Raw genomic sequence first — 19,041 nt, forward strand, 5'->3', positions numbered from 1 at the left:
TAGGGTAAAAACGGACTTATTTTATTCTATAAGTTACCATTAAAATTTAATTAAAAATAAATAGTAGTCCAAAAACAAATGTGGTAAATAGGAGTGGAGTACAACCAAATGTTATACAACTAAATGCAATACTTTCATGTGAAAGTTCGGATACTATGGGTCACATACATGGGAAAAGTTAGAAAAGGGACTATGATTTAATTTAACTGAAAGAAGAAACAAAAATTAGTCCAGAGAATTGCTTGATAATTTTAATCCTCAATTTCGAGTAATTCCTGTTCACTAAACACACCGTTTTCTGGCTTTTGATTTCGAAGTTCTTTGATGTCTTCGACTTTAATTCTTTTAGAAGTACTAGGAAAGGCGTTATTCATATAACTAATTATATTCCGAATATCTTTATCCGTAAAATCTCGGTTATTTGCTAAACCTGGCATAGTATTATTTAGTTCGTATAATTTTCCATTTACATGAATAGGACCTGCTAATCCGTGTAAAATAATTAGCGCTAATTTTTTAGACGACTCCGTCACGTACTCAGAGTTTTTTAATGGTGGTGCTAAACCATCAATTCCTTCACCATCAACCCCATGACAAGTGGCGCAGTAATTTCTAAATATTTTATAACCAGCAGTTCTAGCATCTGTTCCTACAGAAGTGTTCGTATAAATTGAATTCTTTTTATTGTCACTAATATTCTTAAGTGTGGTTTCTAGTAAATCGACTATAGCTGAGGAGTCTTTAATTTTATTAGTTTCTGAATACGCTAAAAATTTCTTTTCAGCATTACCTAAGCTGCTAACGATAGCTTCTTGATAAATAGCATCATCCTCATATGTATTTGTTAATTCAAATAAGGCAGCGAAAAAACGCTCTTCATCATACTTAAGCCATTTTCCTATTGTTAGTGCTATATACAAATCTATTTGTGATTCATTTTTTTGACGTAATTCACCAATAGTTTTAATCATGTAATCTACATGTGCATCGGTTGCATAATTTTCAGCCAACACGAGAGCATGACTTACTACATCCGTATCACTATTACTAGAAAATATTTCTTTTAAAGTTTCGAAGTTTAAGGCATCAATTCCTGCCAAGGTATACAAGGCATGTATTTGAGCCACCGAATTTTCTTTGTTCTCTACTAATTTATTTAAAAGAGGAATAGCTTCTTTTTTATTCTTAAAAACTAATAGTTGTTGTGCTCGATCACGTAACCAACCATTATTGCTTTTTAATAAATCGACTAATTCCGAAATTGATAATTTATCAATTGCTTTTACTTTTTTCGCAGGATTTTTTTCGCTTGTAACTTTTAATATACGTCCCATGCCTACAATAGTATCCAATTTCTTAGCGGCCATATGATCATGCAGATAAGGCGTTAAAAATGCCTTGTCTTGAATAATTCCTCTGTGCATATCAACTATATAAATATTACCATCAGGTCCATTGAACATATTAACTGGGCGAAAACCTTCATCAGTAGAAGCAATAAATTCTTTATTTTCAATGGCTGGCTTAGCAGTTGTTTCTATGCTATCGAAAGACAGTTTTAGTCGTTTTATTAAATTGCCTTCAGGGACAGGAACAAATGCATTTTCGCTAAAATCATCTCCAAATAAGCCGCCTCTGTACATGAGTGGACCACAGGCAGAGGTGACATTAATTAAAATACTGTCTTTATCTAATATACCTTTTTGGTAACCTCTATTAACTGAAGTAGGATGCAAAGGGTAAACTCTTTGATTAGGTGTTAGCGAATGATTTACGGCAGCCTTAGGTTTAAAATATTCATTTTGTATTACGGTATTTGGTAAAACATAATCTCCAATTAATTGCGTGGAGTTATTGTTGTAATATAATCGACCAAAGTTATCTTTAGTAATTCCCCATTGACCGCGTAGTGTGGTCGATTCTTTGAGCCATTTTCCATTTTTCCTTTGATATCTATAATTGGATTTAGCACTATAAATCCAATTATCGGTATGCATCATTAGTCCGTTTGGTTGATGTTCTACGTTACCACCTTCAGAGTATAACGAGTCCACTAATACTCTATTTACAGGTTTGTCATCCTTAATATCTACAAACCATAGGTTCGGTGGTACAGCATACAGTAAACCATCATATACATGTGCAATTGCACGAGGTAGCACAAGGCTATCTAGAAATACTTTAGAATGGTCGGCAACACCATCATTATCCAAATCTTCTAAAATAGTTATACTTCCGCTAGGTAAGTGGTCTCCAGTTCCTTCTAGATTAGGCATATAACCTTTTAATTCCACGGCCCACATACGACCCGAATTATCAAAATCCATGGCGACAGGAGCTTCTAGAAAAGGTTCAGATGCTACTACCTCTAAATTGAAACCATCTTCTATTTCATAATTTTCCAAGCTTATATAAGGCTCTTCAAATGATTTTTGATTGCATGAAATTATAAGTAGTGAAAATGCTAAAAAACAAATGGGTAAAAGTCTATATCTTATTGAAGAAATGAAAGAATTTGAAATGGGAAAACTATGAATCATTAAATAAATATTTGCGCAACACATAAGTCTAAACTGTCAATAAGGTATATTATTATGTCAATTTTGGAGTTATTAAAAGCACATAAGTTATTGATATTCATTTATCATCAATTACTCCAACTTTGACATAGCAATTTAAGTCTACCTTTTTTGACGTGAAGTCCGAAATTAGTTTAATTAGGTTTGGTAGTGTATCTTCCAAAAATAGCTTGAAAATTCCTTTTTTACAGGTATTTTTTAGTACAAAAATGTTATAAAAATGCTAAAAGGGATTATCTCTTACGAGACAATCCCTTTTAAATACTTTAAGTTGTCGATTTCGTTATAAAAAATATACCGCAGAAATCTGAAAAACTCTGTTTTTAGAGTTTACATCTTTAATAGCATTAATAAATCCGATATTTAATCTAGCTTGAAAATAAAGGTTTTCATTTAATTCGTAACCAGCGCCCACGTTTAAACCAATATCTAATGTATTAGTCTCAAAATCAGGATTTTGCTGCACAGTTAAATCCTCACCTAAATAGGCTTCGTTTGTATTCTCGGCAAATAAAACACCAATTTGTGGTCCGGCCTCGACATACAATGCATCCCAAACATTATATTTTCCCATAAGGGGAATAGATGCATACCATAAATTTAGATTATCATTTAAATAACCGCCACTACCTTGTTGTGAAATTAATAACTCGGGTTGTAAAAGAATTTCATCATTAAATGGTATTTCTAATACCGCACCAATATGCAAACCGGGTTTAATGGAATAAGAAGAATAGGAGGTGGTCCCTCCAAGTGTAGCCATATTAATTCCAGCTTTACCCCCGAATCGCATACCGGATGCTGTATAATTCCCATCTTGGGCTTGCAAGTATATCGTTGCTAAACTGAAAATAGTAACTGCTAAATAGAATCTTTTTTTCATATAATAAATTGTGTTTCGTTTTTAAGCTCAAAGATAAAAAACAATGCATTGAGACATAGCATATCACTAGCAATTTGAAAGATAGTTATTTAATGAATCGGAAGCATAAAAAAACCTCCAAATAGAATTCTATTTGAAGGTTGTTGTGACCTGGCTGGGGCTCGAACCCAGGACCCTCTCCTTAAAAGGGAGATGCTCTACCAACTGAGCTACCAGGTCATAATGTCAAAAAAAGCTATTGGAGTTTCCTCGTTTAGCGGCTGCAAATATAAGATCAATAATTAATTAATGAAACTTTATTTAAGAAAATTAACTAATAGATTTTCGTTATTGTTGTAAGTGCCTGTTATGACAGTATTTATGGGGAAAAATTTCTAAAAATTATTTGAGCATACTTTACTTTGATATGATACTAAAAAACTTCATTTTTACGCAAAATTGAATTCATGAAAATCGTTCTACTTGGTTATATGGGCAGTGGTAAAAGCACTGTTGGTAGGCAATTGGCTGAAAATCTAAACTATACCTTTGTAGATCTTGACGCCTTTATTGAAGAAAATGAAAAAATGACCATTGCTCAGCTCTTTGAGACAAAAGGAGAGATATATTTTCGAAAAAAGGAATCGGAATATGTTATAAAAGCCTTGGAGACACATGATAAGGTAATATTATCTTTAGGTGGTGGCACACCTTGCTATGGTCTAAATATGGAGCATATATTAGCGTTAACCAAAAGTGTATTTTATTTAAAAGTATCTGTTAATGGTTTGACAGAAAGGCTTCGGAAAGAGAAAAGTGAACGCCCTTTAATAAAAAATATTCCTGATGAGGATTTACCTGAATTTATAGGAAAACATCTTTTCGAAAGGAGTATGTTCTATCAAAAGGCAAATTTCACAATTGTATGTGATAATAAAACAATAGCGGATATTATTACTGAAATTGAGGCAAAATTAGTCTAAGTAAACGCAGTCATTTTTTGTTTCAAACCGCACATGAACATGAGTGTTTAAAGATGTAGAAAGGGAAATGCCTTTGTAATCTGCTTTTACTGGATATTTTTTGTGATTTCTATTTACTAGCACCGCTGTTTTTAATTGACTTAGTGGTGTTTGTAAAAAATGATGTACCCCATAGATAAGAGTGGTGCCAGAATTTAATACATCATCTACTAGCACCACCGATTTGTTTTTGTAGTCATCAACAGGTATTGAGGTTTGTACCCCGCTTTTTAATGGATTTTTTTTATCCATAGATACTTTACAAATGGTTATTTCAGCTACTGTTATTTTTTTTAATACACTCCCTATTTTCTGAGCTAATTTTAGGCCACCACTATCTATACCAGCAATAATAATGGTCTTTTCTTCAACATTAGCCTCATAAATTTGATAAGCTATTCGTTTAACTTTATGTTGAATTTGATCGTGAGAGAGAATCTGATTGTCCATTTTAAAAAATAATCTATTCAAATATAATCATTGCCAGTTTATTCTTCACTGTTTTTATCATCAGTATTGGTGTATTCTTCAATGTCTCTACGATCCTTTTTAGTCGGTCTTCCAGCCCCTTTTTTACGATAATGCTCCTTAGCGTTTCTTAATAATTCGGCATGTTCAAAAGCTTCTTTTGGAGTGGTGTCCTTACGGTAGATATCTACCAATTTTGCGCCAACGCGGCTTTTTGGAGTATCAACTACTGTTAATTGATAGTCAATCTGGTTTTTGCGAACTATGACCTCGTCCATAGGATATACTTCACGAGCTGGTTTTACAATTTGCCCTTTGATTTTTATATGTCCTTTTTTACAAGCTTCTGTAGCTTGATTACGAGTCTTAAAATAGCGAGTACACCACAAGTATTTATCTATACGCATAAGTTGTAACAATTCTTTGTTAAGGCTTCAACGAAAATAGTGGAAAATTGTATCTTGCGCCCTGTAAAAAAGAAAAGCATGCAACTGAAAAGAATTTTTTATCTTTTAATAGTAGTAATAGGTATAGCTTCATGTAATAATGATGATAATTCGGTGAGTACAGTAGAAGTGCAAACTCTTGCAGAAACTATTGTTACAGATCAAGATTCTATTAACGATTTTTTGGATACTCATTTTTATAATTATGAGGATTTTGCAAATCCTGAAGAAGATTTTGATTACAAAATTATTATTGACACAATTGCGGGTGATAATGCAGCAAAATTACCTTTAGCTGATTTTGTGGAGACTGCGACCTTAGCAGTCCAAGTTACTGAAGAAGAAGGTTATGTTGATCATACCCTCTATTATATAGTGGCTAGAGAAGGGGTGGGGGAGAGTCCTACAATAGGTGATGACGCCTTTGTTACTTACGAAGGTTCGTTGTTAGATGGTACGGTGTTCGATTCAGGAACAACGCCTACAGTATTTAATCTTTCTGGAGTTGTTCGAGGTTTCGGTAACGGTGTAATTAAACTAAAATCAGGTACGGGACCAATTGAAAATGGAGATGGAACAGTTAGTTATGAAGATTATGGCATTGGTGTAGTAATTATGCCATCTGCCTTGGGCTACTATAGTTCTTCAACTTCAACTTTAATTCCTTCGTATAGTCCGTTGATTTTTAAAATTGACTTATTGTCATTTTTAGCGGATACAGATTCTGATGAAGATGGAATACCTAATATTGAAGAGGATTTGGATGGCGATGGTAATTTAAATAATGATAATACTGATGTTGATTTAGAAGTTTCCTTTTTTGTCGCGAATTATAATGATTCTGATGATGATGGTGATGGCATTTTAACCTTAGATGAGATTTCTGATGATGAAGGTAATATTATCAAACCTTACCCTGATACTGATGGAGATGGCACTCCTGATTATTTAGATGCTGATAGCTAGGTCCCTTTAAAGTACTATATAAAAAAAGCCCACATGTCGTATGTGGGCTTTTTTTATTGCATTATGTTATTAGAATTTAACTGACAGACTTAAAACCAATTGATCGGGGCGCGTATCTACACGACTATTTGGTAAGGCAGCAATATTAGTATTTATAAATTTAGCTTCATTTTCACTAAACCCTCTTTCATATCTCAGGTCAAGACCTAATTTGCCAAGGTTTACGCCAGCACCAATTTGCAGTCCTACACTAAAGTCATTGTCAATTTCATTAATGCCAATTCCTTCAAATTCAGAATCTAAGATGTATTGAAAAGCGGGCCCTGCAAAAACGTTTAGGGGACCAATAACTTTAACACCGACTAACATAGGAGCATCTAATCTGCTTATGTCTAAATGGTTATCGTTGTAATCAGATTTTGTCTTGGTATATACCAATTCTGGTCTAAAAAAGAATCGTTTACCAATTTTTCCAAAGACACCTACATGGTATCCAATATTTCTGTCTGGGTCTTTTGCTGCTGCTTCTGCTGATTCAAAATAATTACCATTCGCACCATAATTAAGGCCGCCAGTAATACCGAATCCAGTTCCGCTTTGAGAAAATGCTGTAGTGCTAAATAATGCAAAAACAGCTACTAGTAGGGTTGTTCGTAGTACTTTCATTTGTTCCATTTTTAATGTTCTAAAACGGTCAAATGTAATTTGCTAAAAAGAAGTTTCTAATTAAAAACTACTTTAAAACTCATTCCAAAATGATCTCGTTTTTAATACTGCAATAGTATCAAAAACGATACCATTGTTATTTTCTTTTCACTACTTTTAAAACGGCCTTCTCAATTGCTTTATTGTTGAGACAATATTTCTCCATAAGTTGTGCAGGCGTTCCACTTTCACCAAAAGTATCTTGAGTTGCAATAAATTCTTGAGGTGTAGGATGTTGATTAGCAAGCACTCTAGCAATGCTTTCCCCTAATCCACCTAAATAGTTATGTTCTTCAGCAGTTACTACACAGCCAGTTTTTTTAACAGACTTTAACACGGCCGCTTCATCCAGTGGTTTAATAGTATGAATATTAATTACTTCTGCAGAAATGCCTTGTTTTTCAAGATTTTCAGCAGCGATTAAAGATTCCCATACCAAATGGCCAGTAGCAATAATAGTAACGTCTGTACCTTCATTTAGCATTAAAGCCTTACCAATTTCAAATTTTTGATCAACAGGTGTAAAGTTGGCAACTTTTGGTCTTCCAAATCTTAAATATACTGGACCTTCGTATTCTGCAATTGCTATGGTGGCCGCCTTTGTTTGGTTGTAATCACACGGATTTATAACAACCATACCTGGTAACATTTTCATCATTCCAATATCTTCTAGAATTTGGTGTGTAGCACCATCTTCACCCAAAGTTATTCCGGCATGTGAAGCACAGATTTTTACATTTTTACCCGAATATGCAATAGATTGTCGAATTTGATCATAAACACGACCAGTAGAGAAATTAGCAAACGTACCAGTAAAAGGTATTTTTCCACCGATGGTAAGTCCTGCAGCAATTCCCATCATATTCGCTTCAGCAATTCCAATTTGAAAAAAACGTTCAGGGTTCTCGTCAATAAAGGGTTGAATTTTTAATGAACCTACCAAATCTGCACAAAGAGCAACCACATTAGGATTTGTTCTTCCTAATTCGGTCATCGCTGCACCATATCCACTTCTGGTGTCATTTTTGCCTTGGTCTACGTATTTTGTCATTGAATCAATATTTTGATGTCGTTTCCGCTAAGCAGAAATCTTTTTAAATCTTTTTTGAACTAATTTTAATGCGAAAATGAATTAATAATCACCAAGTGTTGCAGGGTTTTGCCCTAGAGCATTTTCCAACTGTTCGTCACTAGGTGCTTTTCCGTGCCAAGCATGGGTGTACATCATGAAATCTACGCCATTACCCATAATAGTATGTAATAAAATACAAACTGGTTTTGCTTTGCCCGTTCTACTTTTAGCTTCTTGCAAACCTTTTAGAATTGCTTCTAAATCGTTACCTTCTTTTATATCTAAAACATCCCATCCAAAAGCCTCAAATTTAGCTCGCAAATCTCCCATTGGTAAGACGTCGTCTGTGGCACCATCAATTTGTTGTCCGTTTAAATCAATAGTTGCAATAAGGTTATCTACTTTTTTTCCAGCTGCATACATTATAGCTTCCCAATTCTGACCTTCTTGTAATTCACCATCTCCATGAAGGCTAAATACTAAATTAGAATCGTTGTTAAGTTTTTTAGCTTGAGCGGCACCAATTGCAACCGACATGCCCTGTCCTAAAGAACCAGAGGCAATTCGCACACCAGGTAAACCTTCGTGTGTAGTTGGATGACCTTGCAGTCTAGAGTTTATCAATCTAAATGTACTAAGTTCTTCTACTGGAAAATATCCTCTTCTAGCTAAAACACTGTAAAATACAGGTGATATATGTCCGTTAGATAAAAAGAACAAATCCTCGTCTTTTCCGTCCATATCAAAACCCTCCTTCAATTCCATAACTTCATTGTACAGGGCAACTATAAACTCTGTACAACCTAAAGAACCGCCAGGATGTCCTGAATTTACTTTATGTACCATCCGAAGAATATCTCTTCTTACTTGCGTTACTAAATTCTGTAATTCTTGCACTGCTGCCATTTCAATATTTTTTCGACTTCAAAAATAGGTAATCTTTAGGGGTTACACCTCATGCTAATTGTAATTTATTAACAGTTATTTTCGAATGTAACTTTATTTATTTCTTAAGGATTTTGTGCAGTACAGTTGATTATCTTTGCCCACTGAAACTGAGCTTTTGAAATTTACATTAGAACAAACAGATCCAAAGAGTAAGGCGAGAGCGGCAACTCTGGTTACTGATCACGGAAAAATTGAAACTCCAATTTTTATGCCTGTGGGCACTGTTGCCACAGTTAAAGGAGTGCATCAACGAGAATTACGCGATGATATTAATCCTGATATTATTTTAGGAAATACGTATCATTTATTCCTACGCCCAAAAACAGACATCATAAAACAAGCTGGTGGTTTGCATAAATTTATGGGTTGGGACCGCAATATATTAACTGATAGTGGCGGATATCAGGTGTATTCGTTATCAGCTAATAGAAAGATAAAAGAAGAAGGGGTAAAATTTAAATCTCATATAGACGGGTCTTTACATACATTTACGCCAGAAAATGTCATGGAAATTCAGCGGGTAATTGGTGCTGATATTATTATGGCTTTTGATGAATGTACGCCATATCCATGCGATTATAATTATGCGAAGCGCTCTATGCATATGACACATAGATGGTTGGATAGATGTATAAACCATTTAGCAAAAACGCCATTTGAATATGACTATGAACAAACGTTTTTTCCAATTGTTCAAGGGTCTACTTATAAGGATCTACGTAAACAATCAGCTGAATATATAGCCAATGCTGATGCAGAAGGCAATGCCATTGGTGGACTTTCTGTTGGAGAACCTGCTGAAGAAATGTATGCTATGACTGAGGTAGTATGCGATATCTTACCAGAAGATAAACCGCGTTATTTAATGGGTGTAGGAACACCGATTAACATATTAGAAAATATTGCTTTAGGTATAGATATGTTCGATTGTGTTATGCCAACAAGAAACGCACGTAATGGAATGTTATTTACAGCACACGGAACCATTAATATAAAGAATAAAAAGTGGGAAGATGATTTTTCACCTATTGATGAAATGGGAATCACTTATGTGGATACTGATTATTCTAAGGCGTATTTAAGACATTTGTTTGCTGCAAACGAATATTTGGGAGGGCAAATTGCCACTGTGCATAACCTTGGATTTTATATGTGGTTGGTTCGTGAAGCTAGAAAACATATTTTAGTGGGAGATTTTGCGGAGTGGAAAAACAAAATGGTCAAACAGATGGACAAACGACTTTAACTTGACAATTCTTGATAAATACATATTAAAAAGGTACCTCCTCACTTTCGCAGTGATGATTTTGCTATTTATTCCGATAAGTATTATGGCTCATTTAGCAGAGCAAATTGGAAAAATGCAGGATAATGAAGCACCAATAAACGAAATTATTGAGTACTTCGGAAATTTTACAATTTATATAGGGAGTCAATTATTACCAATATTTTTATTTCTATCCATAATATTCTTCACCTCAAAACTTGCTTCAAATACAGAGATAGTTGCGATACTTAGTTCAGGGGTATCTTATAATCGGTTTTTAAGGCCGTATTTAATGGGAGCTACGATTATTGCTGTATTAATGTTTATAATGAGTATGTATTTGGTACCTAAAGCCAGTTTGGGCTTTAATGAATTTAAATATAAATATTTAAAAAAGGGAGGAGCTGAAAGAGTCACCAATAATATTTTCAATCAACTAAATAAGAGCGATTTTATTTATGTGAGTAGTTTTGATCCAGCCCGACAAATTGGTTATAATTTTACTTTTGAACGCTTTGATGAAGAAAATAATTTAAAGTTCAAAATGGCTGCTGCCAATATTCGATGGATAGAAAAAGATAGTGTTTATAGGCTAACATCATTTAAACAGCGTACCATAGTGGATGGTGAGGAAATTTTGGAATCTAAAAGAAGGTTAGATACCATTTTTCCTTTTAAAATAAATGATCTTACTCCAGTTTCATATGTAGCGGAAACGAAGAATTTAGTGGAACTGAATAAGTTTATTAAAGTACAGCGAGAAAAAGGAGCCTCAAATATCAACAGGTATGTTATGGTGAAATACAAAAGGTGGGCTTTACCTATTTCAGCATTTATACTTACTGTAATTGCGGTCGCTGTTTCGTCAGTTAAAAGACGTGGAGGAATGGGTATTAATTTAGCCTTCGGTATTTTTGTTGCTTTTATTTTTATATTTTTTGATCGCGTTTTTGGAACTCTTGCAGAGCAATCTGGATTGTCACCTTTATTGGCTGTGATTGTTCCTAATACTTTCTTTGGAATACTTGCTTTCTATTTGCTTCAAAGAGCAAAACGATAATTTATGCCAACCACCACTTCAAAATCAAAACATTTTTTACAGCTACATATATTAATTTTTATTTTTGGTTTTACAGCAATATTAGGAAAATTAATATCGGTAAATGCACTGTCCTTAGTGTGGTATAGAATGCTATTGGCTACACTATTTGTTTTCTTTTTTATCCTATTGAAGAAAATACGATTTAAAGTGAGTAAGCATAAAATTCCTGCATTATTACTTGCTGGTATTGCCCTTAGTTTACATTGGGTGACATTTTTTGAGGCTATAAAAATATCTAATATATCCATAGCGCTTATAACCATGTCTACGGGAGCTTTCTTAGGATCTTTAATAGAACCAATATGGTACAAAAGAAAAATTATTTGGTATGAAGTAGTTTTTGGATTAATAATAATTTTTGGGCTATATATTATTTTTAATATGGAAACTCAATATTATATGGGAATATTAATGGGCTTGTTGTCATCGTTTTTGAATGTAGTTTTTACTATGATAAATGGTAAATTAATCAATGATCAAAAACCTTCGATTATTGGGTTTTATGAAATGGGGATTGGCACATTATTTTTAACAGCATTCCTTTTTTATGACGGTGGATTTACTCCTGAGTTTTTTAATATTTCAAGTCTTGATTTTTTTTATTTAATTATTTTAGCTTCAGTTTGTACTGCTTATGCTTTTATTGCACTGGTAAAAACAATGCGGTTTATAAGTCCATATACGATTTTGTTAAGTCTTAATTTAGAGCCTGTTTATGGTATAGTCTTGGCCATATTAATTTTTGGTGAAAGCGAGCATATGCAACCTACTTTTTATGTTGGTGCAATTTTAATTTTGGGGATAATTGTTCTAAATGGAGTACTTAAGAATCGAGAAAATATAAAGATAGGGAGCAGTAAGGTCAATTAAACTAAAATTCTATCTTTGTCATCACGAACAAACCGATTTAAGCAATATGGAATATTTGGATTTTGAGTTACCTATAAAGGAGCTTGAAGAGCAGTTAGAGAAATGCGCAATTATTGGCGAAGAAAGTGACGTTGATGTTACTGAGACTTGCAAGCAAATAGAGAAAAAGCTACATGATACCCGTAAAGATATTTATAAGAATCTTACGGCATGGCAAAGGGTTCAATTGTCTAGACACCCTAACAGGCCTTATACCTTGGATTATATAAATGCCATATGTGGGGATACGTTTTTGGAAATGTTTGGTGACCGCACGGTAAAGGATGATAAAGCAATGATTGGTGGTCTTGGTAAAATTGGCGACCAAAGCTTTATGTTTATTGGGCAACAAAAAGGGTATAATACCAAAACTAGACAATACAGAAATTTTGGGATGGCGAATCCTGAAGGCTATAGAAAAGCATTACGATTAATGCGTTCAGCAGAAAAATTTGGAGTACCTGTAGTAGCCTTTATTGATACCCCTGGTGCTTATCCTGGTATTGAAGCAGAAGAACGCGGACAAGGAGAAGCAATAGCAAGAAATATATTAGAAATGACGCGCTTAAAAGTGCCGATTATTTGTATTGTTATAGGAGAAGGAGCTTCCGGTGGAGCCCTAGGAATAGGTGTAGGTGATCGAATACTAATGTTAGAAAATGCTTGGTATTCTGTTATTTCTCCAGAAAATTGTTCTTCAATATTGTGGAGAAGTTGGGAGTATAAAGAACAAGCTGCAGAAGCACTTAAACTTACTGCAAACGACAGTAAAAAACTGAAGGTAATTGATGAAATTATTAAAGAACCAGTTGGCGGAGCTCACAGCAATCGAGAAAAAACTTTCGATACGGTGAAAAACAAAATAACTTCAACTTTTGAAGTATTAAAAAAGTTATCACCAAAAGAGCTCGTGGATCAGCGAATGAAAAAGTACAGCGAGATGGGCGTTTTTAATGGCTAATCTTCGAAACTATCAAGCTAAAAAAAAACCGAAGAAATTTTTCTTCGGTTTTTTTAGGATATCAACATAAAATATTAACTTATTAACAACGAAATGTTGATCAGTAGTTAACAAGACTTAAAGTTAACTAAAGGTTAATTCTATACTTTCGCACTTATGGAGAACACAAACCCACTTATCGGTCGTAAGATTGACAAGTCAACTATCATTAATCTCGAAAGAGGAAAAATACCGCCGCAATCTGTTGATTTAGAGGAGGTTGTGCTAGGCGCAATGATGATTGATAAGAAAGGTGTGGATGAAGTAATAGATATCTTACATAAAGATGCTTTTTATAAAGAAGCACATAGTAATATTTTTGAAGCAATCTTTAAATTATTTCAAGAATCGCAACCTGTCGACTTATTAACGGTTTCGAGTCAATTGAAGAAAGATGGACTTTTGGATGTTTCAGGCGGTGATTTTTATTTAATAAAATTGACCCAAAAAGTAGCATCATCAGCGCATATTGAGTTTCATGCGCGTATAATTCTACAGAAATATATACAAAGACAACTGATAAAAATTTCTAACGAAATTATTCAGGAAGCTTACGACGAAAGTACCGATGTTTTTGATTTATTAGATAATGCAGAATCTAAGTTGTACGATGTTACTCAAGGTAACTTAAAACAACCAGCAGAAACTGCTCAAAACTTGGTAATACAAGCTAAGAAACGTATAGAGGAGATTGCCAATAAAGAAGGGTTAAGTGGAATACCTACGGGTTTTGATAAAGTAGATAAGCTAACGTCTGGTTGGCAACCAAGTGATTTAATTATTGTTGCAGCACGTCCTGGTATGGGTAAAACAGCTTTAACGCTGTCCATGGCTCGTAATATGGCTGTAAATAATAATATTCCTGTTGCTTTTTTCTCTTGTGAAATGTCATCAGTGCAACTTATTACACGTTTAATTTCTTCTGAAACTGGATTGTCGTCAGAAAAATTAAGAACGGGTAAATTAGAGAAACACGAATGGGAGCAATTAAATGTAAAAGTAAAATCTTTAGAAAAAGCACCATTATTTATTGATGATACACCATCATTATCAATTTTTGATTTAAGAGCAAAAGCCAGACGTTTGGCTTCGCAACATGGCATAAAATTGATAATTATTGATTACCTGCAATTAATGACAGCTGGTGGAAGTCATGGTGGTAATCGTGAACAAGAAATTTCTACAATTTCTAGAAACTTAAAAGCGCTTGCAAAAGAATTGAATGTACCGGTTATTGCATTATCACAGTTATCTCGTGCTGTTGAAACACGTGGGGGTAGTAAAAGACCTTTACTTTCTGACCTTAGGGAATCTGGTGCTATTGAACAAGATGCGGATATTGTATCATTTATATATAGACCAGAATACTACAAAATAGATGAGTGGGATGATGAAGAGCGTACACCAACTCAAGGTCAGGCAGAATTTATTGTTGCAAAACACCGTAACGGAGGTTTAGAAAATATACGTTTGAAATTTATCGGTAATCTTGGTAAGTTTGATAACCTTGATGATTTTGATTCACCTTTTGAATTTCAATCAAAAATGAATGAAGGTGATGAAAACCCATTCAACGCGAGACAACTTCCTTCTGCAGATGATGTTTTTGGAAGTAGCATGAATGATGGTCCTGAGGAAGATGTGGGTGAGGTTCCTTTTTAAAAGGTAAAATCATTGTTTTTGTAAACTACCTTTCTATCATTTTTAAGTTATTAGTGCTTTAAAACAATAGTTGTAACTTTATACGAGAAACAATTTAGAGTTTGTTTTTATTTATGAAGAAGTTACTTTTCGTTCTAGTTTTGTTGATTTCGACCAATGCACTGGCATCCAATATTTTAATTCCTATGGATGCAGAAAGTCAAAAAAATCACTTAAAGGCATATGGTATTACCTATTGGGTTTTAACCAAACAGCAAAAAGTACAATGGTTATTAAATTATAGAGGCGGTTCATTTTTACTGCCTGATGGAGATAATATTCGAAAAGAGTGTCAAATTCGAGGCGTGTCTTTTGAAATTCTTTCTGATGGGCAGGCTCAAAATATTTTAGATGAAATTGCCAGTCCTGCTCGGAATCAGGAGGCTGTAATTTTGGAAAAGGCGCCAAAAATTGCAGTGTATTCGCCAGATGGTAATCAACCTTGGGATGATGCTGTAACTATGGTTTTAACCTATGCAGAGATTCCATATGAAACGGTATATGACAAGGAAGTATTAAATGATGATCTAGCCATTTACGATTGGTTGCATTTGCATCATGAGGATTTTACAGGTCAGTATGGAAAGTTTTACGGAGCATATAGAGCGGCACCTTGGTATATTGAAGGCAAGAAAAATGCTGAGAAGCTTGCAAGGGAATTAGGTTATTCTAAAGTATCAGAAGAAAAGCGGGCAGTAGCTTTAAAAATCAGAAATTATGTAATTGGTGGAGGATTTATGTTTGCGATGTGTTCTGCTACCGATAGTTTTGATATTGCTTTGGCAGCAGAAGAGGTAGATATTTGCGAACCAATGTTTGATGGTGATCCCTCTGATGCTAATTACCAACGTAAGCTAGATTATAGTAATACTTTTGCGTTTACCGATTTTACTTTGGAACGTAATCCGGTGAAGTATGAATTTTCAAGTATTGATATGACTTCAAAACGGAGCGGTATAGCTAAGGAATCCGATTATTTTTCTTTAATGGATTTTTCTGCAAAATGGGATCCAGTACCAACAATGCTTTGTCAAAACCACACTTCCTTGGTAAAAGCTTTTATGGGGCAAACTACGGCATTTACTCGTGAAGAAGTAAAACCAACAGTTTTGGTTTTGGGTGAAAATAAACTAAATAGTGAAGCACGTTATATTCACGGAATTAAAGGGAAAGGCTTTTTTACTTTTTATGGAGGGCACGATCCAGAAGATTATCAACATAGAGTAGGGGATCCAAAAACGGAATTAGAATTACATCCTACTTCACCGGGATATCGATTAATTTTAAATAATGTTTTATTTCCTGCTGCTCGTAAGAAAAAGCAGAAGACCTAATAACAATCCATTTTAATTTGATTTCTGTTTTTGTAAAAACTCAAATCTTTTTTTAAATAGTTCGTGCAAATTTCATCAAGTACCTCAAGTACATCTTTTTGCATTGCAATTGAACCACATATCATAATACAGCCTTTTTTATCAAGTACTTTCGCAATGCTCTCACTATCATTTTTAATCAAATGTTGTACATAGGTTTTACTAGTTTTTTCTCTAGAAAATGCTGGATTAAACGTAGTTAAATTTCCATTTTTAAGATTCGATTGAATAATAGGTTCATATAGCTTAACAGATTCTTTTGTACGCCCCCCCCAATATAAATGGGTTTCATTTTTAGTACTATTGTTTGTAAGCATTCCTAAAAATGGACCAATACCTGTTCCAGTTGCAATCAGTATTGTTTTTTTAGATTTTTGAGGAAAATAGAATTCTTTGTTTTCAACAATAGATGCGTCAATTTTTGTGCCTATTTCTAGTTGCTGTAAAAAAGTAGAACAAACCCCGTAGTCATGTTTTTTAATACTTATGGTGCAGATTTTATTTTCCATTTGTCCAATGGAATATAATCGTTCACTACTTTCAGAATTTGGTGTTACCGCTAATAAATCCCCAGAATTAATGGTCGCTCCATTCATGTTTTTAAGGGTTAGTAAAAACGTATTGTCTATCATTTGAGTACTGTCAGTTTTATCTAAAACTGTAAATGTGGTACTTTTTTTATTGGAATATTCAATAGTAGGTTTTTGCAGTTTTAAAGTTAAACCAGTTTTTTCTCCCCAAATAATTGACCATTGATTAAATGATTCAAAAGATTGATCATTTACAGTGAAGACATCTTCTAATAGTGCATTAGCTTCAGAAAGTTCTTTTAAAATATTAAAGGCTTCATATGCAAATTGGCAATAATTTGGGTATGCCCTAGAACCAAACCCAACTACAGTATATGTAAAAGGTTCTTTTTGTTTATATTTTAAAGTTAATCCATTGAATTTTAAAGCATTACTCGGTGCTTCTCCTTGTCCATATGTTGCAGTTAATACAATTAGATGTTTCATTTTTTTGAACGTGCTGTATTTATCCATAAAAGTCAAATAACTTTTTATATTTATGGATAACAGATGCTCGTGTAAAAGTTCAGCATACTGCAAAGTAGTTCCACTTTCTGAACCAACGAGTAAAATGTATTCCGCTTGATCTTTGGTGAAGGTATTTTTAATCTTGGTTTTAGGTCTTTTAAAAAATATTATGAAACCAGTAATCATTAAAAAAGGTATGGCTAAAGTCCCAATTCCTAATATAATTGACCATAGAATACTCCCTTGTCCCGTATGTAATACTGTAGCCCATTCCGTTGCTATGAAAGAGAATGGATATTGTTTTTCACTAATTACATCACCTGTATATTGGTTAATTAGTAGCTCTTTATTTTTTAATCGAACTATATAATAGTCTTCAACAAATTCTGAAAAAGGATATTCTATTTCTCTTAATTCTGATAATTTCGTGTTCGTGAAAATATCGAACTCTGTAAAATTTTTAAAAGGGTCTTCTTTTAAGTTATCGAAATCAATTTCATGAGCAATTTGGTTTTCTTTAATAACTTGAAAACGTAAAAGCGACAAATAAACTCCAGAAAGTGAAATTATAACTATTGGAATAAGTACAAGTCTTGAATAAACTACATGATTGTATTGGGCATAATTTTCGCGAACAATTTTGGAGAAAAATTTTGTATATCCACCTTGTCTTTTGGTGATTAATATTATACCAGAGATTGCAATAAAAAAGAGTAGGAGTGAGGTTAATCCTATAAAGAAGCGACCTGGGGTTTTAAGAAATAGCGAACGATGAAGGTTCGTAGAAAATTGATAAATAGGAGCTTTCTCTATTAAAGTTCCTAATTTTTCACCTGTGTTTGGATTTACATAAAAGGATTCATTTTTATTGTCAATGCTAACAGTCGCACTTACAAAACCATTCTTATCTCTTGAAATTTTTAATACCTCGTTATACTGAGCATTAATATTTGAAATTGTTTCGGCAAGAGAAAGCCCTTCCGTATCTGAAATACGGTAGGGCTGTAACTTATTGTCGATAGGCTCAATGGATAGTATTACCCCTGTGACCGAAGCCAATATTAAAAATATAGAAGACGCAAAAGCCAAAATTAAATGACTATATCGCCAAATTGAGAGCGTCATATTATTGCATTATTTGCTCGGTACCATTCTAATAAACCGAATGTAACCTTTTCCATCAACCTTATTTTTAATCGTTTCAGAATTTAATGGAACTTCTGCATCTATTGGATAATACTCTTGATTTTCAACAGCTGATTCAAATCGAAGTTTATAGCCACTATCAATTTGAGTTGCATCAACTCCGATTGATATAATGTTTCGTTCACCATTGCCAATAGTTGCACCAGCTATTCCATCAATATTTTCATTTGAGCCATCGCTAAAGGTCCACCATTCTTTTAAATCTGGAAACCACTCTTCATCATCTCCTTGAACGTACAATGTTTTTACATAGTTGCCATCTGGGTCGATTAAAGACACCACAACATAGGCTTTTTCACCCGTATAGTTTGTCATTTGTATCATACATTTATAACTAACAACAGGAGTGAAATTTACAAAAGAGTAGCCAATTAAAAT

17 protein-coding genes and 1 tRNA gene are annotated in these 19,041 nt (G+C 33.8%); 8 read left to right on the forward strand and 10 right to left on the reverse strand.

Translation table 11 applies throughout. The annotated features are described in order from the left end of the window. Nucleotides 1–251: 251 nt before the first annotated feature. The 3 genes from ABJF52_RS04610 to ABJF52_RS04620 all read right to left on the reverse strand — a co-directional run bounded on the left by ABJF52_RS04610 (nucleotide 252) and on the right by ABJF52_RS04620 (nucleotide 3,681). Entirely contained in the window at nucleotides 252–2,540 is a 2,289-nt protein-coding gene (locus ABJF52_RS04610; protein ID WP_348146957.1) for a c-type cytochrome, read from the reverse strand. Nucleotides 2,541–2,862: 322 nt separating this feature from the next. Further along, the gene (locus ABJF52_RS04615; protein ID WP_348146960.1) at nucleotides 2,863–3,462 is read right to left on the reverse strand and encodes a porin family protein; all 600 of its coding nucleotides are present in this window, start codon (nucleotides 3,460–3,462) and stop codon (nucleotides 2,863–2,865) included. 146 nt (nucleotides 3,463–3,608) lie between these two features. Beyond that, nucleotides 3,609–3,681 (reverse strand) — tRNA-Lys (locus tag ABJF52_RS04620). A 227-nt stretch (nucleotides 3,682–3,908) separates the two neighbouring features. Here ABJF52_RS04620 and ABJF52_RS04625 point away from each other — a divergent pair. Further along, entirely contained in the window at nucleotides 3,909–4,424 is a 516-nt protein-coding gene (locus ABJF52_RS04625) for a shikimate kinase (protein ID WP_348146963.1), read from the forward strand. Here the strand turns inward: ABJF52_RS04625 and ABJF52_RS04630 are convergent. Together ABJF52_RS04630 and ABJF52_RS04635 are read right to left on the reverse strand one after the other, a co-directional pair. Further along, the gene (locus ABJF52_RS04630) at nucleotides 4,416–4,913 is read right to left on the reverse strand and encodes a phosphoribosyltransferase family protein (RefSeq protein WP_348146966.1); all 498 of its coding nucleotides are present in this window, start codon (nucleotides 4,911–4,913) and stop codon (nucleotides 4,416–4,418) included. The genes ABJF52_RS04625 and ABJF52_RS04630 overlap by 9 nt on opposite strands. Before the next feature lie 38 nt (nucleotides 4,914–4,951). Next, the gene (locus ABJF52_RS04635) at nucleotides 4,952–5,338 is read right to left on the reverse strand and encodes a S4 domain-containing protein (protein WP_348146969.1); all 387 of its coding nucleotides are present in this window, start codon (nucleotides 5,336–5,338) and stop codon (nucleotides 4,952–4,954) included. A 78-nt stretch (nucleotides 5,339–5,416) separates the two neighbouring features. Here ABJF52_RS04635 and ABJF52_RS04640 point away from each other — a divergent pair, with 78 nt between their 5' ends. Next, on the forward strand, nucleotides 5,417–6,343 hold the full coding sequence (locus ABJF52_RS04640; protein ID WP_348146972.1) for an FKBP-type peptidyl-prolyl cis-trans isomerase: 927 nt from the start codon (nucleotides 5,417–5,419) through the stop codon (nucleotides 6,341–6,343). Between the two features lie 69 nt (nucleotides 6,344–6,412). Here the strand turns inward: ABJF52_RS04640 and ABJF52_RS04645 are convergent, their stop codons facing one another. The 3 genes from ABJF52_RS04645 to ABJF52_RS04655 form a co-directional block, all read right to left on the reverse strand. Continuing rightward, on the reverse strand, nucleotides 6,413–7,009 hold the full coding sequence (locus ABJF52_RS04645) for a porin family protein (protein ID WP_348146975.1): 597 nt from the start codon (nucleotides 7,007–7,009) through the stop codon (nucleotides 6,413–6,415). A 136-nt stretch (nucleotides 7,010–7,145) separates the two neighbouring features. Then, nucleotides 7,146–8,099 (reverse strand): transketolase C-terminal domain-containing protein, encoded by a 954-nt coding sequence (locus ABJF52_RS04650; protein WP_348146978.1) that lies wholly within the window; start codon nucleotides 8,097–8,099, stop codon nucleotides 7,146–7,148. Between the two features lie 81 nt (nucleotides 8,100–8,180). Then, nucleotides 8,181–9,026, reverse strand: coding sequence for a transketolase (locus ABJF52_RS04655; RefSeq protein ID WP_348146981.1), 846 nt, complete (start codon nucleotides 9,024–9,026; stop codon nucleotides 8,181–8,183). A gap of 157 nt (nucleotides 9,027–9,183) precedes the next feature. Between ABJF52_RS04655 and tgt the strand changes: the two genes are divergently transcribed. The 6 genes from tgt (at nucleotide 9,184) to ABJF52_RS04685 (ending at nucleotide 16,381) form a co-directional block, all read left to right on the forward strand. Further along, nucleotides 9,184–10,314: a tRNA guanosine(34) transglycosylase Tgt gene (gene tgt, locus ABJF52_RS04660; RefSeq protein WP_348146984.1), complete on the forward strand. Its 1,131-nt coding sequence runs from the start codon at nucleotides 9,184–9,186 to the stop codon at nucleotides 10,312–10,314. Between the two features lies 1 nt (nucleotide 10,315). Further along, nucleotides 10,316–11,395, forward strand: a complete 1,080-nt coding sequence (locus ABJF52_RS04665; RefSeq protein ID WP_348146987.1) for an LptF/LptG family permease — start codon at nucleotides 10,316–10,318, stop codon at nucleotides 11,393–11,395. Between the two features lie 3 nt (nucleotides 11,396–11,398). Next, the gene (locus ABJF52_RS04670; RefSeq protein WP_348146990.1) at nucleotides 11,399–12,307 is read left to right on the forward strand and encodes a DMT family transporter; all 909 of its coding nucleotides are present in this window, start codon (nucleotides 11,399–11,401) and stop codon (nucleotides 12,305–12,307) included. A gap of 46 nt (nucleotides 12,308–12,353) precedes the next feature. After that, entirely contained in the window at nucleotides 12,354–13,307 is a 954-nt protein-coding gene (locus tag ABJF52_RS04675) for an acetyl-CoA carboxylase carboxyltransferase subunit alpha (RefSeq protein WP_348146993.1), read from the forward strand. Between the two features lie 156 nt (nucleotides 13,308–13,463). Further along, nucleotides 13,464–15,008: a replicative DNA helicase gene (gene dnaB / locus ABJF52_RS04680; RefSeq protein ID WP_348146995.1), complete on the forward strand. Its 1,545-nt coding sequence runs from the start codon at nucleotides 13,464–13,466 to the stop codon at nucleotides 15,006–15,008. A 113-nt stretch (nucleotides 15,009–15,121) separates the two neighbouring features. Then, entirely contained in the window at nucleotides 15,122–16,381 is a 1,260-nt protein-coding gene (locus tag ABJF52_RS04685) for an asparagine synthetase B (protein WP_348146998.1), read from the forward strand. On the opposite strand, the gene ABJF52_RS04690 is transcribed toward ABJF52_RS04685, so the two are convergent. After that, nucleotides 16,378–18,582 (reverse strand): PepSY domain-containing protein, encoded by a 2,205-nt coding sequence (locus tag ABJF52_RS04690; protein WP_348147001.1) that lies wholly within the window; start codon nucleotides 18,580–18,582, stop codon nucleotides 16,378–16,380. The genes ABJF52_RS04685 and ABJF52_RS04690 overlap by 4 nt on opposite strands. 9 nt (nucleotides 18,583–18,591) lie before the next feature. Further along, complete coding sequence (locus tag ABJF52_RS04695) at nucleotides 18,592–18,987, reverse strand: DUF2271 domain-containing protein (protein WP_348147038.1); 396 nt, start codon at nucleotides 18,985–18,987, stop codon at nucleotides 18,592–18,594. Between the last annotated feature and the right edge of the window lie 54 nt (nucleotides 18,988–19,041).

It is taken from the genome of Aurantibacter sp. (genome assembly GCF_039941195.1).
Lineage (GTDB): Bacteria > Bacteroidota > Bacteroidia > Flavobacteriales > Flavobacteriaceae > Aurantibacter_A.

Excerpts from the sequence above, each read along its gene's own strand:
- ABJF52_RS04610 (WP_348146957.1), bottom strand. The coding sequence starts at position 2,540 with ATGATTCATAGTTTTCCCATTTCAAATTCTTTCATTTCTTCAATAAGA.
- ABJF52_RS04615 (WP_348146960.1), bottom strand. The coding sequence starts at position 3,462 with ATGAAAAAAAGATTCTATTTAGCAGTTACTATTTTCAGTTTAGCAACG.
- ABJF52_RS04625 (WP_348146963.1), top strand. The coding sequence starts at position 3,909 with ATGAAAATCGTTCTACTTGGTTATATGGGCAGTGGTAAAAGCACTGTT.
- ABJF52_RS04630 (WP_348146966.1), bottom strand. The coding sequence starts at position 4,913 with ATGGACAATCAGATTCTCTCTCACGATCAAATTCAACATAAAGTTAAA.
- ABJF52_RS04635 (WP_348146969.1), bottom strand. The coding sequence starts at position 5,338 with ATGCGTATAGATAAATACTTGTGGTGTACTCGCTATTTTAAGACTCGT.
- ABJF52_RS04640 (WP_348146972.1), top strand. The coding sequence starts at position 5,417 with ATGCAACTGAAAAGAATTTTTTATCTTTTAATAGTAGTAATAGGTATA.
- ABJF52_RS04645 (WP_348146975.1), bottom strand. The coding sequence starts at position 7,009 with ATGAAAGTACTACGAACAACCCTACTAGTAGCTGTTTTTGCATTATTT.
- ABJF52_RS04650 (WP_348146978.1), bottom strand. The coding sequence starts at position 8,099 with ATGACAAAATACGTAGACCAAGGCAAAAATGACACCAGAAGTGGATAT.
- ABJF52_RS04655 (WP_348146981.1), bottom strand. The coding sequence starts at position 9,026 with ATGGCAGCAGTGCAAGAATTACAGAATTTAGTAACGCAAGTAAGAAGA.
- ABJF52_RS04670 (WP_348146990.1), top strand. The coding sequence starts at position 11,399 with ATGCCAACCACCACTTCAAAATCAAAACATTTTTTACAGCTACATATA.
- ABJF52_RS04675 (WP_348146993.1), top strand. The coding sequence starts at position 12,354 with ATGGAATATTTGGATTTTGAGTTACCTATAAAGGAGCTTGAAGAGCAG.
- dnaB (WP_348146995.1), top strand. The coding sequence starts at position 13,464 with ATGGAGAACACAAACCCACTTATCGGTCGTAAGATTGACAAGTCAACT.
- ABJF52_RS04685 (WP_348146998.1), top strand. The coding sequence starts at position 15,122 with ATGAAGAAGTTACTTTTCGTTCTAGTTTTGTTGATTTCGACCAATGCA.
- ABJF52_RS04690 (WP_348147001.1), bottom strand. The coding sequence starts at position 18,582 with ATGACGCTCTCAATTTGGCGATATAGTCATTTAATTTTGGCTTTTGCG.
- ABJF52_RS04695 (WP_348147038.1), bottom strand. The coding sequence starts at position 18,987 with ATGATACAAATGACAAACTATACGGGTGAAAAAGCCTATGTTGTGGTG.